The organism is Paenibacillus sp. sgz302115 (genome assembly GCF_056120445.1).
Genome location: NZ_JBVYOK010000001.1, coordinates 268166 through 289245 on the forward strand (window position 1 = coordinate 268166; position 21080 = coordinate 289245).

The following is a 21080-nucleotide window of genomic DNA, read 5'->3' on the forward strand; positions in this document are numbered from 1 at the left end:
TATAATACAAAAAGGAGTGGCGCGCTTGTCAAACAAGCCCAATGCGCGTGATGCGATTGTGGATTCTGCAACAAGATTATTTTTTACACAAGGCTATCACGCTACCGGTCTGAGTCAAATCATCAAGGATAGCGACTCGCCCAAGGGATCGCTCTATTATTACTTCCCGCACGGCAAAGAGGAGCTGGCACTAACCTGCATCAACAAGACGAGTGAAATCGTCGCAAGGCAGCTCAGGGATTATGTAGAGAAGGATGTAAGTATCGTTCAGGCGGTTCAGGAGTTTATCTTGCAGATGGTTAAGGACGCGGAAGGTTCCGATTATAAAGGAATGGTCCCGTTCAGCTTCTGGGTAGCTGTGGAGACCTCCTGCATCAGTGAAGAGCTGAGAACAGCATGCCAAGCTGTGTTCAAGGACTGGCAGGATGTGATTATGCAGCGTTTGCTTGAGGAAGGAACCGATAGCCGGCAAGCAGCCGATAGGGCGTCTGTAGTGGTCTCCTTGTTCGAAGGGGCGCTCTTGCAGACATTGACCTGCCGGAGTACTGATCCGCTGCTCGCCGCAGCAAGAATGGTTCCTGTATTGCTGGGTTAAGCAAGAAACACACAGAGAGAGATAAATAAACGTATAATCAGGAGGATCTAAGAGTGGAAGCCACCATGACTGAAAAGAAACAAACTGGAGAAAGAAAGTTCAAAACCATTCCGATTCTCGTCTCCCTGCTGCTTGCCGGATTTATCGGCATGTTCAGTGAGACAGCTCTGAATGTCGCACTAAGTGATCTCATGAAGGTGCTCAATATTACACCAACTACTGCACAATGGCTGACAACAGCTTATCTGCTGACACTGGGTATTCTTGTTCCTATATCCGGTCTGCTGCTGCAGTGGTTTACAACGAGACAGTTATTCGTTGCCGCAGTATCCTTCTCCATCCTGGGAACCTTCCTGGCAGCGGCATCGCCGAATTTCGAATTTTTACTTACGGCCCGTGTTGTTCAGGCGATGGGAACCGCACTGCTTCTGCCGCTGATGTTCAATACGATTCTGGTCATTATTCCGGCTGAAAAAAGAGGAGCGGCGATGGGGCTTATCGGGCTCGTCATTATGGTCGCTCCGGCGATTGGCCCGACGATTGCCGGGCTGCTGATTGAGAGCCTGAGCTGGCACTGGATCTTCTGGCTGTCCCTGCCGTTCCTGGTAATCGCTCTGATCAGCGGAATTCTGTTCATGCAGAACGTGACCGAGGTCACGAAGCCGAAGATTGATCTGCTGTCGATTGTACTGTCCAGCGTTGGTTTTGGCGGTGTGGTGTTCGGATTCAGCAGCGCCGGGGAAGCGGAAGGCTGGGGAAGCCCTAAAGTGATCATTGCCATCGCAATTGGCGTGATTGCCCTTGTCCTGTTTGTGATCCGTCAAAATACGATGAAGCAGCCAATGATTAATCTGCGTGCATTCAAGTATCCGATGTTCGTGGTTGGTGTGCTGATGGTCTTCATCTGCATGATGGTCATTCTGTCCTCAATGCTCATTCTTCCAATGTACCTTCAGCAGGGGCAAGGCTACTCTGCCTTCAAAGCCGGTCTGCTGCTGCTGCCCGGAGGATTTATCAACGGACTGATGTCGCCGGTTATGGGACGCTTGTTCGATAAATACGGCCCGAAATGGCTCGTTATTCCCGGGCTTGTTATTGTAGCGGTATCGCTCTGGTTCTTCTCGAACATCAACGCCACTTCTACTGTAGTGTTCGTAATTGTGCTGCATAGCGCGCTGATGATCGGGGTATCCATGATCTTCATGCCTGCTCAGACGAACGGCATCAATCAGTTGCCTATGGAATTGTACCCGGACGGTACCGCCATCATGAACACCCTGCAGCAGGTTGCGGGTGCAATTGGTACGGCGCTGGCAGTCAGCATCATGACCGCAGGCACCAAGAGCTATATGGAGTCGGTGAGCAACCCGGCCGATCCGGCCAATCTGCTGCCTGCGTTTACGCAAGGCGTGCAGAATGCCTTTATTTTTGGAATGGCGATGGCTGTTATCGGTCTGCTGGTCGCTTTCTTCTTGAAGCGTGTCATCGTTCAGCATAAAGCACAGGCGTCGATGCATTAATAACAGTTAAGTATCGGGCACATCCGCAAGGCGGGTGTGCTTTTTACTATGTCAGAGAATTCAGAATTTAAACTATCGTATCATCTCAAATTGCTCAATACATAAGATATAATAGGACGCTGCTTACAGGTGTTATAAAATCCGGTTTTTTGGTTAATGTTTAATGTATGTTCTATTCCCAGCAGCTTGCGTGAATAATACAGGAGAGGTGGAATTCGATGTGAAAAACAAAATCGCAGCCGTTATCCTCAGTATTCTGTTATTGGCAGCCGGGTCAGCGCTTATAACGCCGCAGAGCGTTCTAGCCGCAGATAATGTGAAGGTAGTTATGAATGGACAGCTATTGCCGCTTGACGGGGCAGCAGCTTATAAGAATGGATCAGGGGTTATGATACCGCTGCGCGAGACAGCCGAAGCCTTAAAGTACAAGACGTCCTATCAGGGCAGCACTGGAGAAATCCAGTTGACACGCTTTAAAGAGACCATTGAGTTCAAGCTCAGCGGCCAGGAGCTTACGCTTAACGGAAAGGATAAAGTACCTTTCAAGGAACCGATTGAGGTCAGACAGAAACGGATTTATGTTCCGCTTTCCTTTTTTAATGCGATTGGGTTGATTACCTCCTATAACCAGACCGAAGGCCAAGCCGAGATTTACGCTCCCGAGGTAATGGCAGGGGCGGTATCCGGACTGCTCGCTGCAGGCAAATACCAGGAGCTTCAGAACCGTTATTTCAGCGAGCCGGCAGCGGAGCAGCTTTCCTTGCCGCTGATTCAGAAGAGCTGGGAAGGCATTGCGGTTCCGGCCGGAGATTTCTTCGGCGTAAAAGCAACGGAAAGCCAGTGGGGCGGGGAGAATATGACAATCCAGAGCGTGCTCTATTTTGCCAATTCCGATGCTGTATTGAATCTGACAATAGACAAAACGGGTAAAATCACCGGGCTCAAGCTTGAGCCGGTAATCGCGGATGAAGCTCTGTCCAGCCAGGTGAATTAGAAGATATGAATAAGGTGTTGAGTTAAGAGGGCTGCGAATGCGGCCTTCTTTGTGTTGAACGAAGTGCTTGCTGGTGAAACCGTTTCACTATAAATTTGCTTGACAGGAACCTAAATTGAGAGTAACTTTAAATTCGGATTAAACGCTGTTTAAAACGGGGTTCAGCAACATGTACCAGGAAAGGGGGGATCAGCCAAAGCTATGATCAAAGATGAGAACATCGCTGACATAACAGAGAAGGATACGAAGCAGACTATACTTGAGGCGACTTTGGATCTTATTCGCAGCGAGGGGTTCCACTGTGCCACCATGCGTAATATAGCCGCCAAAGCAGAGACGAATCTGGCCCTAGTCAATTATCATTTTGGCTCCAAAGAGAAGCTGTTGGCAGATGCGGTACGGATGCTGCTCTCTACCTTTGACAATGCTTTTTCAGCGCTGGAGGACGACACAATGCTTCCAAGGGAGCGGCTTAAGCAATTTTTCCTTCGTTACATTGAAGAGCTTAAGCGTTACCCCGGATTGGCCAAACAAATGCTTGATCAGAGACACCATATCATGGGTTCCCTGGACGAATACACCCGTTACTGCAAAATGATGCGGATCGAGAAGATTCTTCAGGCCATCCAGGAAATCACAGGTGAGCAGGATAAAAATACTCAGATGACGATGTATCTTCAGATATACGGCGCTGTGGTATTTCCGGTGATAATGGTCACAAGCTTGCCTGAGAATCAAACGGATATGCTGCCGTACTTCAATCTTCCTTCCATTGGGGAACAAATCGACGGACTGTTTGAACGTTATTTTGATTAATACAATTATATAAAAAGAGAAAGAGTGGAGAATAAATGTCAAAAACATCAAATGTGAAGAGCGCCCCGGTGGAGCAGCCTTTCTCATTAAAAGCTATACTGCCGCCGCTGCTGGCGATTATCGTCGGGATGATTATGGTTATCCTGGATGGTACGGTAGTCAATGTGGCTGTACCAAAGCTGGTCGATTATTTTGGTACGGATCTCAAAACAGTGCAGTGGGCGATTACGGGATATACCCTCGCTCTGGCTGCCGTCATTCCGCTGGCTGGTTATATGACTGACCGTTTCGGGTCCAAGCAAGTTTTTATCTCAACTGTTGCCATGTTCGTCTTAGGCTCGATGCTGTGCTCAATTGCGCAGACGTCAACACAGCTCATTGTGTTCCGGGTCATTCAAGGACTGGGCGGCGGGATGGTTGCCCCGATTGGGATGGCGATGGTATTCAGACTTGCGCCGCCTGAACGTAGAGGCTCCATTATGGGTATGCTCGGTATTCCAATGCTGCTCGCTCCCGCACTTGGACCGGTATTGTCCGGTTGGCTGGTAGAGTATGTGAGCTGGCACTGGATCTTCCTGATCAACGTTCCAATCGGAATCGTAGGCATCATTCTTGGCATCAAATATTTGCCGAAGACAGAAAAGAAGGGCAAAGCCCATCTCGACATTCTGGGTATCATTCTGGCTCCAGTAGCGTTCTCCATGCTCGCTTACGGTGTGAATCAGGGCGGCAGTGAAAGCTGGTCCTCGACAGGAGCTATTGTGGGCTTGGCTGTAGGCGGTGTAGCACTGGTGCTGTTTATTATCGTCGAGCTGCTTCACAAGCATCCGCTGCTTGAGCTGCGCGTGTTCCGTTCATCGGATTTCACCCGGGGAATTATTCTTAGCTGGGTGACTCAAGCCGCATTGTTCGGCTCCATGCTGTTCGTTCCGCTGTATCTCCAGCAGATCCGCAATTACACGCCGCTTGAGACCGGTCTGATCCTGCTGCCGCAGGCGCTGGCCTCCGGGATTGGGATGCCGCTGGGCGGAAGATTGTTTGATAAGATTGGTGCGCGTCCGCTGGTGTTTGTGGGTCTGAGTATTATCTCAACTGCATTGTTCCTGTTGTCCGGCGTGACCGTAGACACAGGTCTTCCAGTCATTATGGCCTGTCTGGGCTTGATGGGTCTTGGCATGGGCTTGTCGATGATGCCGGTCAATACACATGTACTGAATTCTGCGCCGCGTGAATGGGTGAACCGGGTAACTCCGCTTACCGCTGCTGCACAGCAAGTAGTTGTGTCCTTCGCTGTAGCAGGCATGACTGGTTACCTGACTAGTCAGATTACAGCTCATATGGGTAAAATGGCAGCGGGGTCCAATCCGTTGTCGGCTATGGTGTTAGGGTTCAACGATGTGTTCTTCCTGTCCGCCTGCATCGCGATAGCGGGAGTGGTACTAAGCTTAATCCTCCGCAAACCGAAGGTAGCACCTCAGCCTTCGCCTGACGGTCAGGCAACTGATCCGGCAATGATGATGGGCCACTAAACGAATACGCAAGTAGAAACGGATTTGCCGTCCTCTGAAAGAGGCGGCATCCGTTTCAGCGAGAAATATAAGGATGATTGATGGCGTGAAACATTATATTTCAAAAATGCCGCTTCAGCTTGTGCTGTTGCGGCATTTTTTTGCGTGAAAATATTATCAAATCCCTATGGATTGGCTCGGCGTTTCTTATGAAGCCTGATGGTTCCGGGGGCAAAATGAGCTTTGCCCAAAAGCTCTGAAGCGACGATGCCCAGCAGAACAAGCGCTGCTCCGGTGTAGCCCTGCATCGACAGCTTCTCTCCAACAAACCAGTAGCCGAACAAGGCGGCGAATACCGGCTCCATGGAGAAGATCAGACCGGTGCGGGTCGGTGTCGTATATTTCTGGGCGATGGGCTGAAGAATGAAGCCGCAAGCACTGCAAAAGATGCCCAGTGCCAGAATGGCGATCCAGCCGGACGTGGAAGAAGGCAGAGAAGGCGTCTCGAACAAGGCAGACAGGACAAGCGCATATCCGCCGGCGAAGCCTAACTGCAGAATGCCAATGCTTAAGGTATCGCAGGTTTTTACTGCTTTGCCGGTGAGCAGAATCTGTACTGCATAGAATACGGCAGAGAGTATGCAGAGGAAGTCACCAGGCTGAATACGCAGCGAAGAATTTAAGGTCAGGAGTCCGATTCCGGCGATAGCTAATATAGTGCCGAAGACTTGCGGAGGAGCAACCTTTTTTCTGAATACAAGCACTTCCAGCATCGGGACAAAAATAACAGTCAAGGCGACGAGAAATCCCGCGTTTGAGGTAGTTGTGGTCTTAAGGCCGAAGGTGATGCAGGTGAAAACGCCAAGCAGCAGGAATCCGAGCAATGCTCCGTATTTGAGTGTTCTGGCATCCACCTTGCGGAGACGTTTGTGGAAGAGGAGCGCCGCCAGGATAAAAGCGAGTCCGAAACGCAGCGCGATCAGATTAAACTCCCCGAGAGTCCCGAGCCCCATCTTCATGAACAGGTAGGAGGAACCCCAGAATATGGTTACTACAAAGAGCATCAGCTCAGCCTTGAGCGGCTTCATTTCATCATCATCCTTCTATAAATCAATTGGTTATAGTATAATACGCTCAAATACATAAGGTAACTGAATGTTTATCATATAAAACATGAGGATTATTCATGTATAACGGAGGTGCGCAAAGGCTTGAGTATTAGCAAATATGAGGTGTTCCTGAAGGTTGTAGAGCTGGGCAGCCTAACCAAAGCCGCAGAGGTGCTGGGCTTCACCCAGTCCGGGATTAGCCACACGATCAGCAGTCTGGAATTAGAGTTCGGCTTCTCCCTGCTGATTAGAAACCGTTCCGGCGTTAAATTAACGGTAAACGGAGAACAAGTCGTTCAGCCTATCCGCGAGATTATCAAGTGGAACGAGCAGTTGAAGCAGCAGGTTGCGGATATCCACGGATTAGAGACAGGGACGATTACAATCGGCACCTTCACCAGTGTCTCTGTGCATTGGCTGCCGGGAATGATTAAGGAATTCCGCAAGGAATACCCATATATTGAATTTAAACTGATGGAAGGCGGGTATTTGGAGATTGAGCAATGGATCGAAGCCGGAGTTATTGATTGCGGCTTTATTTCGCTTCCCACAAGGGAAAAGTTTGAGGTGTTTCCGCTGAAGCAGGACCGGATGCTCGCTATTCTCTCCAAGGAGCATCCCTTGAGCAGGGCGCCATTTATGCCGCTTGCACAGATTGCCTATGAGGATTTCATTATCCCGAAGGCCGGCTCGGATTATGATGTCAGACGGGTGCTGGAGAAGGCCGGAATCAAGCCGAACATCAAGTTCTCGGCCGGAGATGATTATGCGATTATTGCAATGGTGGAAAATGGGCTGGGCATCAGCATTTTGCCGGAGCTGGTCATTCAGCGCCAAAAGCATAACGTAGCCATGCTGGAGCTGGAGGAGCGAAGCTTCCGCTCATTGGGGATTGCCGTCCATTCAATGAAATATGCGTCTCCGGCGACAAAACGATTCTTGAAGCATGTTCAGGCTTGGTTTAAGGGAGAATAGATTGGTGATTGACGAATGCCAAGCTTCGTGAGAGAATGTACGCGTGTACATTTTTGGTTTCGAAAGAAAGGATGATTGCTATCGCAAGCCGCAAAGAAGTCGCCGAGCTGGCGGGTGTCTCCGAAGCGACCGTCTCCCGCGTATTGAACAACGTTGGGCCGCTCAAGGAGCGGACCAAGGAGCGGGTGCTTGCTGCCGCGAGAGAGCTTGGCTATACACCGAGCTCTCTCGCCCGCAGCTTTGCCCGCAGGCGGAGCGGCAACCTGGGTGTGATTATGCCTTATTTGCCCAAGGCGCGGCTGTTCTCCGCTTACTATTTCTCTGAAATTCTCAGCGGCATCGGGAGCCGGGCAAGAGAAGAGGGCTACGATCTGTTGATGATCTTCCGCGATGCGGATGAACCGCTGGATTACAGCGAATTGTTCCGGATGCGCAAGGTCGATGCCTGCATTGTCCTTGGGGCCAAAGAGGACGCCGGGGAGCTTTCCGCACTGCGGAAGCTGAAGGAAGAGGGGCATCCGTTTTGTCTGGTCAACCAGCATTTTGAGGGCGAGAATTTTCACGAAGTGGATGCCGACCATGTTCTGGGCTGCCGTCTGGCTGTGAAGCATCTGCTTGAGCAGGGCTTCACCAGGATTGCTTTCTTGAACGGGCCGGAGGCCTATTCGAACAGCCGCGACCGTCTTGCAGGATATACGGACGCTCTGGCGGATGCGGATATCTCCTTGGACCCGATGCTCCTGTTCGAAGGGAATTTCAGCCGCCGAAGCGGAATCGCCGCAGCACGGCAAATTGCCGCGCAGTTAGAACGCATCGAGGCTGTTGCCGTTGCCAATGACCGGATGGCAATTGGCCTGCAGCAAGGGCTGCGGGAGCTGGGCATACCGGGAGAGCGGATGCCGGCCATCGTCGGCTATGACGATTCAGATGCCGCCGAGCTGGCGACTCCTGCACTGAGCAGCGTGCGGGTCCCTTTTTTTCAACTGGGAGAAATTGCTGCCGCCAAAGTGCTGGCGCTGCCGGAGGGCAGTGAAGCTCAGGATACGGGTGAAATCATCCGGATTAAGCTTCCTGCTAAGCTTGTGGTTCGTGCTTCATCGTTAAAGGCTTGAAGAATCTGCATTTACATCACTTTGAGGAGGAATCAGATGAAACAGCTTCGTGTCGGAATGATTGGCTACAAGTTCATGGGGAAGGCGCACAGCAATGCCTATCGCAGTCTGCCTATGTTTTTCCCGAAAGCGCTTAAACCGGAAATGTCCGTGTTATGCGGACGGAATACCGCAGCCGTTCAGGAAGCGGCGGCCCAGCTAGGCTGGTCGGAAACCGTAACCGATTGGCGGGAGCTGGTCGCCCGCGACGATATTGATCTGATTGATATCAACGCCCCAAGCAATGTCCATAAGGAAATCGCGCTTGCGGCAGCGAGAGCGGGCAAGCATATCTTTTGTGAGAAGCCGCTGGCCTTGAGTCTGGCAGACTCCCGCGAAATGCTGGAGGCCGCTGAAGCTGCGGGCGTTATTCATATGGTTGGCTTCAATTACCGGTTCTCTCCGGCGGTAAGACTGGCCAAAAGGCTGGTGGAGAGCGGACGGCTGGGGAAAATCTATCATTTTCGCGCCTGGTTTCTGCAGGACTGGATTATTGACCCCGAATTCCCGCTAGTGTGGAGGCTGCAGAAGGAGATCGCCGGGTCCGGCTCACATGGCGACCTCGGCGCGCATCTGATTGATCTGGCACATTACCTGGTCGGGGATATGCAAGAAGTCATCGGCATGAGTGAAACGTTCATCAAGGAGCGGCCTTTGGCGACTGAAATGACCGGACTCAGTGCCCGGGCGGGTGCCAATGCGGCTAGAGGGCCAGTTACGGTAGATGATGCCACATTGTTCCTGGCGCGTTTTGCTAACGGGGCGCTTGGCAGCTTTGAGGCCACACGTTTTGCTGCCGGTCACCGCTCGACCAATTCTTTTGAGATCAATGGCAGCTTGGGCAGTGTAAGGTTTGATTTCGAGCGGATGAACGAGCTGGAGGTGTATCTGAGCTCGGATGCTGAGGATGTGCAGGGCTTCCGGCGTGTACTCGCCACTGATCCTGCCCATGACTACGCGGAAGCCTGGTGGCCGCCGGGGCATACGATTGGATTCGAGCATACCTTCATTCATGAAATACTGGAGCTGTCCTCCGCAGTTGCGGAAGGGCGCCAGCCTGTGCCAAGCTTTGCCGATGGTGTGAAATGTCAGGCCGTACTGGAGGCAGTGGAACGTTCTGTTCAGGAACGCCGCTGGACTCTGATTTCTGAAATGTAATTATTCTAAACACTAGTATTCAGGAGAAGGAGTGACAATGATGAAGAAGGCATTAATCGTATGGGGCGGCTGGGATGGTCATGAGCCGGAGCAGGTTGCCGGAATATTCGCGGGGCTGCTGCGCCATGAGCATTTCGAGGTAGAGGTTGCGGATACACTTGAGGTCTTTGGAGATCGGGAAAAGCTGCTGAGCCTTGATCTGATTGTTCCGGTCTGGACGATGGGGCAAATCACCCAGGAGCAGGTGGACAATGTATCGGCAGCCGTGCAGAACGGGACTGGACTTGCGGGCTGTCACGGTGGCATGTGCGATTCTTTTCGGACCAATGTGGATTGGCAGTTCATGACCGGAGGACAATGGGTCGCTCATCCAGGCAATGACGGAGTAGATTACAAGGTGGAAATCCACCCCGGCTCAAGTCCGCTGGTAGATGGTATTAGCGACTTCAACGTCTGCACTGAGCAGTATTATCTGCATTATGATCCGGCGGTGGAGATTCTGGCTACAACACGCTTTCCCATTGTGGATGGGCCGCATGCCGCTAATAAGGCAGTAGATATGCCGGTAGTCTGGACCAAACGCTGGGGTCATGGCCGGGTATACTACAACTCGTTGGGCCATCATGCCGATATAGTTGATTTGCCGCCGGTAAAGGAATTGATGCGGCGCGGTTTGCTCTGGGCGGCGGACGGCAAGCAGATTGCACAGGCAGCGTTAAAAGATCAAGCGGCGTTCGCCGGGTACAGCGGCATGGCGGACAGCCAACTATAAGGCGGGGGCGAACAAGAAGATGGATAAAGTAAAAGTCGGCATTATCGGCTGCGGCAAAATAAGCGGTATCTATATGGAGAATTGTCAGAAGTTCGAGCTGCTGGACCTTGCCGCTTGTGCGGATATGGACCGTGCCAGAGCCGAAGAACAGGCAGCACACTACGGAATTCCCCTTGTCTATACGGTGGACCAACTGCTGGAAGACCCGGAGATTGAAATCATCATCAACTTAACGATTCCTGCAGCACATGCCGAGATCAGCTTGCGGGCGCTGGAGGCTGGCAAACATGTCTACGTGGAGAAACCGCTCACCGTTACAAGGGAGGAAGGGCGGAAGGTGCTGGAATTGGCTGCGGAAAAAGGACTGCTCGTTGGCAGCGCACCCGAAACCTTCCTGGGAGCCGGAATTCAGACGGCGCTGAAGCTGATTGAAGACGGCATCATCGGCCGTCCGGTTGCAGCAACAGCGTTCATGCTGGGCCGGGGACATGAGCATTGGCACCCTGACCCTGAGTTTTACTACGCTGCCGGAGGCGGACCGCTGTTTGATATGGGCCCCTATTATCTGACAGCACTTGTACAACTGCTTGGACCTATCCGCACCGTGGCGGGGATGACCGGCAAAGCCTTGGAGGAGCGGACCATTACCAGCGAGAAGAAGGCCGGTCAAAAGATTCCGGTGGACATTCCCACTCACGTCGCCGGAACTCTGCAGTTTGCAGGCGGCGCAATTGCTACGCTGATCACAAGCTTCGACATCTTCGGCGGCAGCAGCCTGCCGCCGATTGAGATCTACGGCACGGAAGGAACGATTCAGGTGCCTGACCCCAATACCTTCGGCGGTCCGGTGAAATTCCGCCGGATTGGAGAAAGCGAGTGGAGCGAGCAGCCGCTCCTGCCCGGCTACGACCAGAATACCCGGGGAATCGGACCGACGGATATGGCCTACGCCATCCGCAGCGGCCGGCGGCACCGGGCCAGCGGAGAGCTGGCTTATCATGTGCTGGAAGCCATGTGGGCTTTTCACGACTCTTCCGATTCGCACCGGTTCTATGAAATGCAAAGCACCTGCAGCCGGCCAGCGCCGCTCCCGCTTGGGCTTGCACCATATACACTGGATTAAACCGGGGCATGCATGGCGCAGGCGAAGAGAATAGGGTTAATTAAATGACGCAGCACCGCCCATCGTGGGCGGTGCTGTCTTTTTGAATATTCAGACTTGCTTGTTTATTTACGTGCGCCGGAGGGCGTATGGCCTTTATACTGTTTGAACAGCTTAGTGAAGTAATTTGGATTGTCGCAGCCGACTTTGCCGGCGATTTCCGTTACCGTCAGGTCCGTCTCCAGCAGCAGCCGTTCTGCTTCATTCATCCGGCATGAATTGAGATAGTCGATGAAGGTGCGTCCGGTTAGCTTTTTGAAGGTTTTACAAAAATGGTATGGGTTCAGATTCACGAATCTGGCGGCGCTCTCGATGGATATTTTTTCATCAAAATGGATTTCAAGATATTCCAGAAGCGGCTTGAAGCGCTCCCGGTTGATGGAATGGCGCTCGCTGTGGTGTCTGTCGGACATTTGCTGTGGCGGGAAACTGCGCGCCAGGAGAGTGAAAAACAGATGCAATTGATTTTTGACTACCAGTTGAAAAGCAGGCCTTTTCTCCCGCACCTCGGCAATGACGGAATCCAGCAAGGGGAAATAAGTGCTGCATACCGGGTTATGGTCCACAGGTTTCACCGGAAATTGATAGAGATTGTTCAAATACGGTGCTACAAACTGCTCATGCTGAGAGTCCTGGTTCCGCGTCATCCCGCAAATTGTTGAACACGGCTTTGAATCCTTCAGCTTAACCTTCTGGCAGACAACCGGAGATACGAATCTGGCGGAAACTGCAGCACGGGTGCGTGAGCTGGCTGCCGAGCATGATTTCGTCATTTCCTCCTTAGGCATATTCGGCAATCCGCTGACAGGAACAGGTGACAATGCCGATACCCTGGCCAGCTGGGAGCGTTTGATTGATCATGCGCATTTATTCGGGACGGATATGATTTCCGGATTCACTGGAAGACTGACTGGGCTGTCCATAGACGAGTCTATCCCGAAATTTGCAGAGGTATTCGGAGAGCTCTCTAAGAGAGCAGCCGACCGTGGTCTCAGAATCGCATTTGAGAATTGCTCCATGGATGGTAACTGGCAAACAGGAGACTGGAATATTGCCCATAACCCTGCAGCCTGGGAGAAAATGTTCAACGCTGTTCCGGTAGACAACCTGGGACTTGAATGGGAGCCGTGCCATCAGATGGTTGCGCTGATTGATCCGATACCACAGCTGCGCAAATGGACGGATAAAGTGTTCCACGTACATGGCAAGGATGCGACCATCGCCTGGGATATTGTCAAAGAATATGGCATTCATGGACATAAGCCATACGTATGGCACCGGACGCCAGGCTTTGGGGATACGAACTGGACCGATGTAATTACCATTTTGCGCCAGGCTGGCTATAAAGGCACGATTGATATTGAAGGCTGGCATGATCCGGTCTATCGGGATGAACTGGAAATGACCGGGCAAGTGCATGCACTCAATTATTTGAAGCACTGCCGCGGAGGCAGCTTCGTACCAAATCCGATCTAGCATAGAAAGAGGGAAATGCCAATGACTGCGGATTACCGAGTGGCTGTAGCCGGGTGCGGCGGAATGGCCAACGAGTGGATAAGTTATGCGCTTAACCGTTCAGATGTGGAAATCGTGGCTCTGGTGGATATCCGGCAAGAATCGGCGCAGGCTATGGCTGACAAGCACGGGTTATCATGTCCGGTATTTACAGAGATCGGACAGGCCATCAAGGCTGCAAAAGCAAATCTCGTATTTGATGTTACTGTACCTGCCAGCCATTTTGCCATTGCCAGTACTTCACTTGAACTGCAATGCAATGTATTCAGCGAAAAGCCGCTGGCCGAGTCAATGGAGCAATGCAATAGCATTATCGCTCTGTCTGAGCGCTCAGGCCGGAGTCATGCTGTTATGCAGAACCGGCGATATGATCCCCGTATACGCTCACTGCGTCAGATCATTGATGCCGGGAAGATCGGAAGAATCGGCTATATGGGGGCGAGCTTTTTCCTGGGGCCGCATTTCGGCGGGTTCCGCGATGTAATGGAAAGCCCTTTGCTGCTGGATATGGCCATTCATACCTTCGACCAGGCACGTTATATCAGTGGGGCCAATCCGGTTACAGTGTACTGCCAGGAATTTAATCCGCCCGGGTCCTGGTACGAGGGGAATGCAGCGGCGGTTTGTATTTTTGAAATGTCAGACGGCTCCGTATTTTGCTATCAAGGCTCTTGGTGTGCTGAAGGGGCTCCGACCTCCTGGGAAGCCTCATGGCGGATCCAAGGGGAAAAGGGTGCTGCGATCTGGGACGGAGCAGGTATGCCCTATGCCGAGGTGGTCTCTGCAAGCGACCCGTCCGGCAAGTTCATTCTCGATTACGAGCGTATAGAAGGTGAACCTGTGGAGATGAAGGAGACTTTCCATCATGGCTGCCTGGAAGAGATGTTCCTGTCTCTGGCAGAGCAGCGCCCGGCGGAAACGGATTGCCGCGACAACCGCTACAGCATGGCAATGGTGCTTGGTGCTCTGGAGAGCGCCCGGACTGGAAGCAAAATCGCGCTTGCCGACTTTATGCGCAGTAGCTAATAAAGCATAGTTAAGGCGCTTTGAGCAGGAGAGTATTCCTGTCCAAAGCGCTTTTTAAAGTCACAAATATCCATATATCGTTGACATCACTCTATTTCTATTCCTTGTTAAAAAGTAGTATTGTTGCAAAAAGAGGCTCCTCATCAGCGTATGCTAATGAAGAGCTTCTTTTTTATGACCCGGATTTTTCAATTAGAACCCTTTATACTGTGGTTCCTCATTTTCCAGCTCGGTTACACGGCTCTCTACCTGATCAACGATCTGCTGGGTCTGCTTCGCCGCATTAGTGAACAGGTTCTTGGCATCTTTATTCTGGGTTTCCATTGCGAATTGCTCCAAGCTGGCTTGAGCGCTTTTCAAAGATGAGACACAGGTCTTTATTTGTGTGGATACAGTCATTTCATATTCCTCCTTGGATAGTGATGCTTAATTTTCGCAACATAGTATCTGTCGTGACTCTGGATTACATACAAGAAAAATTTTCTTGATTAATCGCTCTCTATTTTACAAATAATGAATGTTGGTACTATAGATAAGGAGGTTTCACTGATGCCTGAATGGCTGGAGGTTATTTGGCGCACAATGTTTGCTGTGGTCGTACTCTTCTTATTGACGAAGCTGCTTGGGAAAAGACAGGTCTCACAGTTGTCGTTCTTCGAGTACATTACAGGCATTACCGTAGGCAGTATAGCGGCTTACATATCCTTGGATACAGACAAGACGTGGCATCTCGGCATCATTGCCCTGGTTGTCTGGATAGCCTTCTCGCTGGGCATCGAGTTCCTGCAAATCAAGAGCAAAAAGGCCAGGGACTTCATTGATTTCAAATCGACCGTGCTGATTAAGGATGGAAAGATCCTCGAAGACAATATGAAAAAAGAGCGTTTGACCACCGATGAATTGCTGGCAGAGCTGCGGAAAAAAGATGTGTTCAAGGTAGCGGATGTGGAATTCGCCATTATGGAGTCAGACGGAATGATCAACGTCCTGCTTACCCGGGAGAACCAGCCGCTAACGCCGAAGCACCTCGGTGTCAAAGTAGCGCCGGAGCAGGAGACGCAGGCAGTAATTATGGATGGCAAGATAATGGATGAACCGCTGGATGCTCTCGGATTGACACGCGCCTGGCTGGATGGTCAACTGGGAAAGCTTGATGTAACCGCTGAAAATGTCTATCTGGGTCAGGTGGATTCCTACGGCGAGCTGACCGTGGACTTATATACTGACAGTGTAGAGCTGCCGCAGCCGCAGGACAAACCGCAGCTCTATGCCTTGCTGAAGAAATGCGAAGCGGACCTGGAGATGTTCGGCCTGTCAACCAATAACGAAAGAGCGAAGCAAATGTATGAGCAGTGCTCCACGGATTTGCAGGCTCTGATCGTAAAGCTGAAGCCTTTCATTCAAAGCTGAATCAAGCGGCATCGAATCTTATAGCACAACTAGCCAACAAAAATGATCCGTTTTTTGTTGGTTTTTTTGTGCAGTTCACAAATCTGTAATAATCTTCCGAAAAAACATCTGTACAATTACAAATATTTACTTATAGTGGAGATTAGGCTGACCGCTGCAAAAAAACGCAATTCCCAGCGATCTGCATATCACAAATAAGGGGAGGGCTGACAGAAGGGATAACTGTGTAAAAAATACAAACACTATGGAGGTAAATGTTAACGTGAAAAATAAAAAGAAATCAACGCTCACCGCGTGTATTGCGCTTTCTGCTGTCCTTGCTTTTGGCGGCCTGCAATGGGGGATACCGTCAGTACAAGCAGCAAGTATCTTCAGCGATGATTTTGAGTCCGGCAATGCGGGCAATTGGACCAGCACGACAGGCACATGGTCTGTGGTACAGGACGGCGGCTCATCTGTATATTATCAATCCAGCAGTACGGAGGGACGGACTTCTGCAGGCGACAGCTCATGGAGCAATTACAGCGTGCAGGCTGATGTGAAGGTGGATAATTTTAACGGAAATAACCGTACTTATGTGTGTGGCCGCTATGCGGACGGCAATAACTACTACGCCGCTTCGTTGTCGAACAGCAATGGCGGCACCCTGGAGATCCGCAAAAAATCTGGCGGTGCGAGCAGCACACTTGCGGTCAAGACAGACTATCCAATCACCGCGGGAACTGTGTATACGGTCAAGCTCGAATTAAACGGAGATTCGATCAGCATGTATGTGAATGATGTGCTGCAGATAAATGCACACGATAACATTTTAACTTCTGGAGGCATTGGCCTGGTCGCTTATAAGACCGCCGCCAAGTTTGACAACATTATTGTAAGCGGTGTCAGTGCCAGTACGCCAACTCCGTCTGCAACGGCTACGGCTACCCCGAAACCAAGTGCAACAGCAACAACCAGCCCGACAGCAGCGCCTACAGCAACTGCAACTCCTGCGGCCACCCCAACAACCGCACCTACCGCAACACCAGTTTCGGGCGCCATTTATGTGGCTCCGAACGGTGCAGCCGGCAATTCCGGGACGATTGGCAGCCCTACAACCCTTGCATCGGCACTAACCAAGGTAGCGGCTGGCGGCACCATCTATATGCGGGGTGGTACGTATGCTTTTTCCTCGCCGGTTACTATTGAGCGGGATAACAGCGGCGCCTCCGGTTCACGCAAGAGCATTGTGGCTTACGGAAGTGAGAAGCCGGTGCTTGATTTCTCCGCCGAGAGCTTTGCCTCCACTGAACGCGGATTGCAAATCTTTGGACACTACTGGTACGTTAAGGGACTTGAAGTGAAGGGAGCCGGAGACAACGGGATTTTCATCGGAGGCAATTACAATATCATCGAGAATGTGGAGACCCACCATAACCGTGACTCCGGTCTGCAAATCAGCCGCTATGCTACATCGGCAGCAAGTATGAGCGACTGGCCGAGCTATAACCAGATTATCGGCGTGTATTCCCATGACAATTTCGATCCTGACAATGGAGAGGATGCCGATGGTTTTGCCGCCAAGCTGACAATTGGCCCCGGCAATGTTTTTGACAAATGCATTTCGGCCTGGAATACGGATGACGGATGGGATCTGTACTCCAAGTCGGAAACCGGCCCGATTGGTGTCGTAACGATCAAGAACAGCATTGCTTACAAAAATGGGCAAACCTCGGATGGCAACTCAACAGCCAACAGTGACGGGAACGGCTTCAAGCTGGGCGGCGACAAAATTGCTGTAAATCATATTGTGACGAACAGCATTGCCTTCCAGAATAAAAAGCATGGCTTCACCTACAACAGCAACCCGGGCTCCATTCAATTAACCAACAATACCTCATGGAGCAATGGTCAGAGCAACTTTGCTTTTGATTCAGGCACACATGTGTTCACGAACAACCTGAGCTTTGCCGGCACATCGAGTGACAAGACGAGCGGTACGGATGTTTCCAGCACCAATGTCTGGTGGAAAAGCAATGCCAGCACTAATGCCAAGGGTCTTGTGGCAAGCAGCGCCGATTTCGTGAGCCTGACCCCTTCGGTTGTGCGGAATGCGGATGGTTCGTTCAGCCTCGGCAGCTTCCTGAAGCTGGCCAGCGGCAGCGATCTGATTGGTTCCGGCACTCCAAGCGGCACGAATATTGGGGCAACAATTCAGTAATCCTAATGAGGGAGGAAATATATGACGGCGAAATTTTTGAAGTTCAAAATCCTTTCAGGGCTTGGCATTGCACTAATTATGGCCCTTGTTTGCATTCTTCCAGCCAGCGCTGCTTCTTTGGAGGAATCGTCTGAAATAACAGAGACTTCTACGCTTGCAGCGGCAGGTTCGCTAAGCACTTATAATCTGGCGGGGTTCTCCGCTGGGAACACCGGCGGCGGCATCGTGGACGAATCGAATACCACACTGTACAAGAAGGTGTATAACGCAACAGATCTGGCAGCAGCACTCAAGAAAGGCTCCGGTGTAAAGGTCGTGGAAATTATGAATGACCTGAGCCTGGGCTGGAATGAGCTTCCTTCTGCGGCCAAGACCTCACCTTTTTCCGCCCATAACTCGCCGTTAACCCATCCGGTGCTCCTGCAGACAGGAGTGAGCAAGATCAACATTGACGGGTTCGACGGGCTGACAATCTTTTCGGCTAACGGAGTGAAGCTCAAGCATGTTGCTTTTACAATCAAACGCAGCTCGAATGTAATCATCCGCAATCTGGAATTCGATGAGCTGTGGGAGTGGGATGAATCCACCAAAGGCGACTATGACAAAAACGATTGGGACTACATCACGCTTGAAGAGGATACTAATGTCTGGATTGACCACTGTACCTTCAACAAAGCGTATGACGGGCTGGTTGACTCTAAAAAAGGCACTACCGGCGTAACAATCTCCTGGTCTACCTTCAAGGGGGACGACAGAAGTACAAATAGCTGGGTAACCCGGCAGATCAATGCGATGGAAGCCAACCCTGCTGCTTACCCAATGTATGCCTACCTGCGCAGCAGCGCTGTGGGACTCAGCAAGGATGATGTGATCGCCATCGCAAGCTCGCAAAAGAAGGGGCATCTGGTCGGCTCAACTTCCTTTGATTCCAGCAACGCCAAATTAACCATTACGCTGCATCATAACTATTACCAGGATATTCAGGACCGCCTGCCACGCCTTAGAGGCGGCAACGCCCATGTCTATAACATTCTGGCGGATAACTCTGCCGCTTGGGCAGCGAAATCAAGAATCACGGCAGCGATGGAAGCGGCCATTGCCTCCAAAGGCTATCACTTTACGGTCACCAGCAACGGTTCCATTGCTACGGAAGGCGGAGCCGTACTGCTTGAAAAGTCCAATATTATAGATATTCTGTATCCGCTGCGCAACAATCAGACCGATCCGGCTGACGCCAGCTACACTGGTAAAATCAAAGCAGCCGATACAATCTACTCGATGAGTGGAGTCGTCTTCAGAGGCAATAGCGATTCCGCAGGAAGTCCGCTTGCTCCAGTACCGGCCCCGATTATTCCGTTCGCCTGGTCCGGCCTATCGGCGCTGCCTTACAGCTACACACCGGACGACCCTGCAACACTGGCTGCCAGATTGACCGGCCCGGATGGATCAGGAGCAGGGAAGCTGAGCTGGGCGAAGCAGAATTGGCTGAAAACATCATACTGAGTGAAATGAGCGGATAGGGCTTGATTTTTCAAAAGCAGCTGACAGAGATATACTATAAAAGATTGGTAGTTTTTATCTTCTAATAGGGAGGCTGCTGTCAGTTATGGAATATGTAAAACTGGGTTCTACCGGGCTGGATGTCTCACGGATTTGTCTGGGTTGTATGAGTTACGGCATTCCTGAACGCGGGAATCATGCCTGGACCCTCAATGAACAGGAGAGCCGTCCGTTTATCCGGAAGGCGCTGGAGCTGGGCATTAACTTTTTCGACACCGCCAACGTCTATTCCGATGGAACGAGTGAAGAAATTGTCGGCAGAGCGCTCAAGGACTTTGCCACACGTGATGAAGTCGTTATTGCAACTAAGGTGCACGGAAGAATGCGTCCGGGTCCCAATGGCGGAGGCTTATCGCGTAAGGAGATTATGACTGAGATAGACCATAGTCTGAAGCGGCTGGGTACCGATTATGTGGATCTGTATCAAATTCACCGCTGGGACCCGGCAACACCGATTGAAGAAACGATGGAGGCGCTGCATGATGTGGTCAAAGCAGGCAAAGCCCGTTATATCGGCGCCTCCTCAATGCATGCCTGGCAGTTTCTCAAGGCGCTAAATGTCGCTGAACGCAATGGCTGGACGCGGTTCGTGTCCATGCAGAACTATGTCAATCTGCTGTACCGCGAAGAGGAGCGTGAGATGCTCCCGCTCTGTGAGGCGGAGGGGATTGGCGTAATTCCCTGGAGTCCGCTTGCCAGAGGCCGGCTGACAAGAGATTGGGAGGTAGCAAGCCCCCGTTCAGCAAACGATGAATTCGGCAAGCTGCTGTATGCGAGAACCGAAGAAGCCGACAGGGCTGTTGCGCTACGGGTGAAGGAAATCGCCGGGGAACGGGGAGTTCCGCGTGCCCAAGTGGCACTAGCCTGGGTGCTGCAGAAGAAGCCGGTGACGGCTCCAATCGTTGGTGCCACGAAGATGGAGCATCTGGACGATGCGGCGGCTGCAGTATCAATTAAGCTGAGCCCGGAAGAGATTCTGCGGTTGGAAGAAGTTTATATCCCGCATCCGGTGGTTGGTTATTAGGATAATTGGCTTGAATAGGTTGGAATTTACTTCGATACAAGTGGAACCGGCGGCTGTCGGTTCCTTTTTTGGTGCGCCTCACAGTCGCACAATCTAGGTGGTTCAAATCCACCCGGTGACTTTACCCTTTAAAGTGCCGTAGCCGAAGTAGATATCCGGCAACCAGAGGGTGTCGGATGGGCAGGGTGTCTTCCGTGAGGAGAATCCGATGGGCCTGTAGGCAAAGATGGGTGTATCAGCAGTACAGTTCTACACCAGCACTATCCAGCGGGCTGCAGGCTTGATACAAGGCAAAGATGCTCAGCAGGCCATCCAGCATCGATATATTGAAGGACACTCTATTAAAGAGACAATAATGTTCTTCCGCCATGGCTTTAGTGCTAGCACTATTCGACGAAAAATTAGCGAGGGTACGGAGAGTGTGGCTAACCCTGAAACTTTTGGGTTTGTTTGAGAAGAAGAATGGTTAATTTTGATTTTTTTAGTTTCATTTAAACTTAAAATAAATATTATAAAACTGAAAAACAGTAAAACAATAAATAAAGGTTTTTTACTGTTTTTTTAATTAATAATTAGAATCTTCCT

18 protein-coding genes and 2 pseudogenes are annotated in these 21080 nt (G+C 51.2%); 17 read left to right on the top strand and 3 right to left on the bottom strand.

Annotated elements, in window-relative coordinates:
• Nucleotides 1–16 precede the first annotated feature (16 nt).
• The 5 genes from AC0LWN_RS01230 to AC0LWN_RS01250 all read left to right on the top strand — a co-directional run bounded on the left by AC0LWN_RS01230 (nt 17) and on the right by AC0LWN_RS01250 (nt 5454).
• The gene (locus AC0LWN_RS01230; RefSeq protein ID WP_474662830.1) at nt 17–595 is read left to right on the top strand and encodes a TetR/AcrR family transcriptional regulator; all 579 of its coding nucleotides are present in this window, start codon (nt 17–19) and stop codon (nt 593–595) included.
• A 65-nt stretch (nt 596–660) separates the two neighbouring features.
• On the top strand, nt 661–2115 hold the full coding sequence (locus AC0LWN_RS01235) for a DHA2 family efflux MFS transporter permease subunit (protein ID WP_474663545.1): 1455 nt from the start codon (nt 661–663) through the stop codon (nt 2113–2115).
• A 220-nt stretch (nt 2116–2335) separates the two neighbouring features.
• Nucleotides 2336–3109: a stalk domain-containing protein gene (locus AC0LWN_RS01240; protein WP_474662831.1), complete on the top strand. Its 774-nt coding sequence runs from the start codon at nt 2336–2338 to the stop codon at nt 3107–3109.
• A 201-nt stretch (nt 3110–3310) separates the two neighbouring features.
• Nucleotides 3311–3925: a TetR/AcrR family transcriptional regulator gene (locus tag AC0LWN_RS01245; protein WP_474662832.1), complete on the top strand. Its 615-nt coding sequence runs from the start codon at nt 3311–3313 to the stop codon at nt 3923–3925.
• 35 nt (nt 3926–3960) lie between these two features.
• Nucleotides 3961–5454, top strand: coding sequence for a DHA2 family efflux MFS transporter permease subunit (locus AC0LWN_RS01250; protein ID WP_474662833.1), 1494 nt, complete (start codon nt 3961–3963; stop codon nt 5452–5454).
• A gap of 164 nt (nt 5455–5618) precedes the next feature.
• Here the strand turns inward: AC0LWN_RS01250 and AC0LWN_RS01255 are convergent, their stop codons facing one another.
• Nucleotides 5619–6521, bottom strand: a complete 903-nt coding sequence (locus AC0LWN_RS01255; protein WP_474662834.1) for a DMT family transporter — start codon at nt 6519–6521, stop codon at nt 5619–5621.
• 123 nt (nt 6522–6644) lie between these two features.
• Between AC0LWN_RS01255 and AC0LWN_RS01260 the strand changes: the two genes are divergently transcribed.
• From AC0LWN_RS01260 to AC0LWN_RS01280, 5 genes are all read left to right on the top strand, one after another.
• Nucleotides 6645–7517, top strand: coding sequence for a LysR family transcriptional regulator (locus AC0LWN_RS01260; RefSeq protein WP_474662835.1), 873 nt, complete (start codon nt 6645–6647; stop codon nt 7515–7517).
• 71 nt (nt 7518–7588) lie between these two features.
• Nucleotides 7589–8629 carry a LacI family DNA-binding transcriptional regulator gene (locus AC0LWN_RS01265; protein WP_474663546.1) on the top strand — a complete coding sequence of 347 codons (1041 nt, stop codon included), beginning with the start codon at nt 7589–7591 and terminating at the stop codon, nt 8627–8629.
• Between the two features lie 36 nt (nt 8630–8665).
• Nucleotides 8666–9826, top strand: coding sequence for a Gfo/Idh/MocA family protein (locus AC0LWN_RS01270; protein ID WP_474662836.1), 1161 nt, complete (start codon nt 8666–8668; stop codon nt 9824–9826).
• Between the two features lie 40 nt (nt 9827–9866).
• Entirely contained in the window at nt 9867–10598 is a 732-nt protein-coding gene (locus AC0LWN_RS01275; protein ID WP_474663547.1) for a ThuA domain-containing protein, read from the top strand.
• Nucleotides 10599–10617: 19 nt separating this feature from the next.
• The gene (locus tag AC0LWN_RS01280; RefSeq protein WP_474662837.1) at nt 10618–11721 is read left to right on the top strand and encodes a Gfo/Idh/MocA family protein; all 1104 of its coding nucleotides are present in this window, start codon (nt 10618–10620) and stop codon (nt 11719–11721) included.
• 104 nt (nt 11722–11825) lie between these two features.
• Here the strand turns inward: AC0LWN_RS01280 and AC0LWN_RS01285 are convergent, their stop codons facing one another.
• Nucleotides 11826–12407, bottom strand: coding sequence for a helix-turn-helix transcriptional regulator (locus AC0LWN_RS01285; protein ID WP_474663548.1), 582 nt, complete (start codon nt 12405–12407; stop codon nt 11826–11828).
• On the opposite strand from AC0LWN_RS01285, the gene AC0LWN_RS01290 reads away from it, so the two are divergent.
• Both AC0LWN_RS01290 and AC0LWN_RS01295 read left to right on the top strand, forming a co-directional pair.
• Nucleotides 12406–13236 (top strand): sugar phosphate isomerase/epimerase family protein, encoded by an 831-nt coding sequence (locus AC0LWN_RS01290; RefSeq protein WP_474663549.1) that lies wholly within the window; start codon nt 12406–12408, stop codon nt 13234–13236. The two genes, AC0LWN_RS01285 and AC0LWN_RS01290, sit on opposite strands and share 2 nt — an antisense overlap.
• 21 nt (nt 13237–13257) lie before the next feature.
• The gene (locus AC0LWN_RS01295; RefSeq protein ID WP_474662838.1) at nt 13258–14301 is read left to right on the top strand and encodes a Gfo/Idh/MocA family protein; all 1044 of its coding nucleotides are present in this window, start codon (nt 13258–13260) and stop codon (nt 14299–14301) included.
• Between the two features lie 192 nt (nt 14302–14493).
• Here the strand turns inward: AC0LWN_RS01295 and AC0LWN_RS01300 are convergent, their stop codons facing one another.
• Nucleotides 14494–14700, bottom strand: coding sequence for a DUF1657 domain-containing protein (locus AC0LWN_RS01300; RefSeq protein WP_474662839.1), 207 nt, complete (start codon nt 14698–14700; stop codon nt 14494–14496).
• 150 nt (nt 14701–14850) lie between these two features.
• Between AC0LWN_RS01300 and AC0LWN_RS01305 the strand changes: the two genes are divergently transcribed.
• From AC0LWN_RS01305 to AC0LWN_RS01325, 5 genes and pseudogenes are all read left to right on the top strand, one after another.
• Nucleotides 14851–15711 carry a DUF421 domain-containing protein gene (locus AC0LWN_RS01305; protein ID WP_474662840.1) on the top strand — a complete coding sequence of 287 codons (861 nt, stop codon included), beginning with the start codon at nt 14851–14853 and terminating at the stop codon, nt 15709–15711.
• A 244-nt stretch (nt 15712–15955) separates the two neighbouring features.
• Nucleotides 15956–16573, top strand: a pseudogene (locus tag AC0LWN_RS01310) (3-keto-alpha-glucoside-1,2-lyase-like domain-containing protein); the annotation flags it as partial.
• 108 nt (nt 16574–16681) lie between these two features.
• Nucleotides 16682–17911: pseudogene (locus AC0LWN_RS01315) on the top strand (right-handed parallel beta-helix repeat-containing protein); the annotation flags it as partial.
• 21 nt (nt 17912–17932) lie between these two features.
• The gene (locus AC0LWN_RS01320; RefSeq protein WP_474662841.1) at nt 17933–19414 is read left to right on the top strand and encodes a pectate lyase family protein; all 1482 of its coding nucleotides are present in this window, start codon (nt 17933–17935) and stop codon (nt 19412–19414) included.
• Between the two features lie 103 nt (nt 19415–19517).
• Complete coding sequence (locus tag AC0LWN_RS01325; protein ID WP_474662842.1) at nt 19518–20495, top strand: aldo/keto reductase; 978 nt, start codon at nt 19518–19520, stop codon at nt 20493–20495.
• Nucleotides 20496–21080: the final 585 nt, after the last annotated feature.

Coding starts and splice junctions, on each gene's coding strand:
- AC0LWN_RS01245 (WP_474662832.1), top strand. CDS start 3,311: ATGATCAAAGATGAGAACATCGCTGACATAACAGAGAAGGATACGAAG.
- AC0LWN_RS01275 (WP_474663547.1), top strand. CDS start 9,867: ATGAAGAAGGCATTAATCGTATGGGGCGGCTGGGATGGTCATGAGCCG.
- AC0LWN_RS01285 (WP_474663548.1), bottom strand. CDS start 12,407: ATGACGCGGAACCAGGACTCTCAGCATGAGCAGTTTGTAGCACCGTAT.
- AC0LWN_RS01270 (WP_474662836.1), top strand. CDS start 8,666: ATGAAACAGCTTCGTGTCGGAATGATTGGCTACAAGTTCATGGGGAAG.
- AC0LWN_RS01295 (WP_474662838.1), top strand. CDS start 13,258: ATGACTGCGGATTACCGAGTGGCTGTAGCCGGGTGCGGCGGAATGGCC.
- AC0LWN_RS01235 (WP_474663545.1), top strand. CDS start 661: ATGACTGAAAAGAAACAAACTGGAGAAAGAAAGTTCAAAACCATTCCG.
- AC0LWN_RS01325 (WP_474662842.1), top strand. CDS start 19,518: ATGGAATATGTAAAACTGGGTTCTACCGGGCTGGATGTCTCACGGATT.
- AC0LWN_RS01250 (WP_474662833.1), top strand. CDS start 3,961: ATGTCAAAAACATCAAATGTGAAGAGCGCCCCGGTGGAGCAGCCTTTC.
- AC0LWN_RS01305 (WP_474662840.1), top strand. CDS start 14,851: ATGCCTGAATGGCTGGAGGTTATTTGGCGCACAATGTTTGCTGTGGTC.
- AC0LWN_RS01320 (WP_474662841.1), top strand. CDS start 17,933: ATGACGGCGAAATTTTTGAAGTTCAAAATCCTTTCAGGGCTTGGCATT.
- AC0LWN_RS01280 (WP_474662837.1), top strand. CDS start 10,618: ATGGATAAAGTAAAAGTCGGCATTATCGGCTGCGGCAAAATAAGCGGT.
- AC0LWN_RS01300 (WP_474662839.1), bottom strand. CDS start 14,700: ATGACTGTATCCACACAAATAAAGACCTGTGTCTCATCTTTGAAAAGC.
- AC0LWN_RS01265 (WP_474663546.1), top strand. CDS start 7,589: ATGATTGCTATCGCAAGCCGCAAAGAAGTCGCCGAGCTGGCGGGTGTC.
- AC0LWN_RS01255 (WP_474662834.1), bottom strand. CDS start 6,521: ATGAAGCCGCTCAAGGCTGAGCTGATGCTCTTTGTAGTAACCATATTC.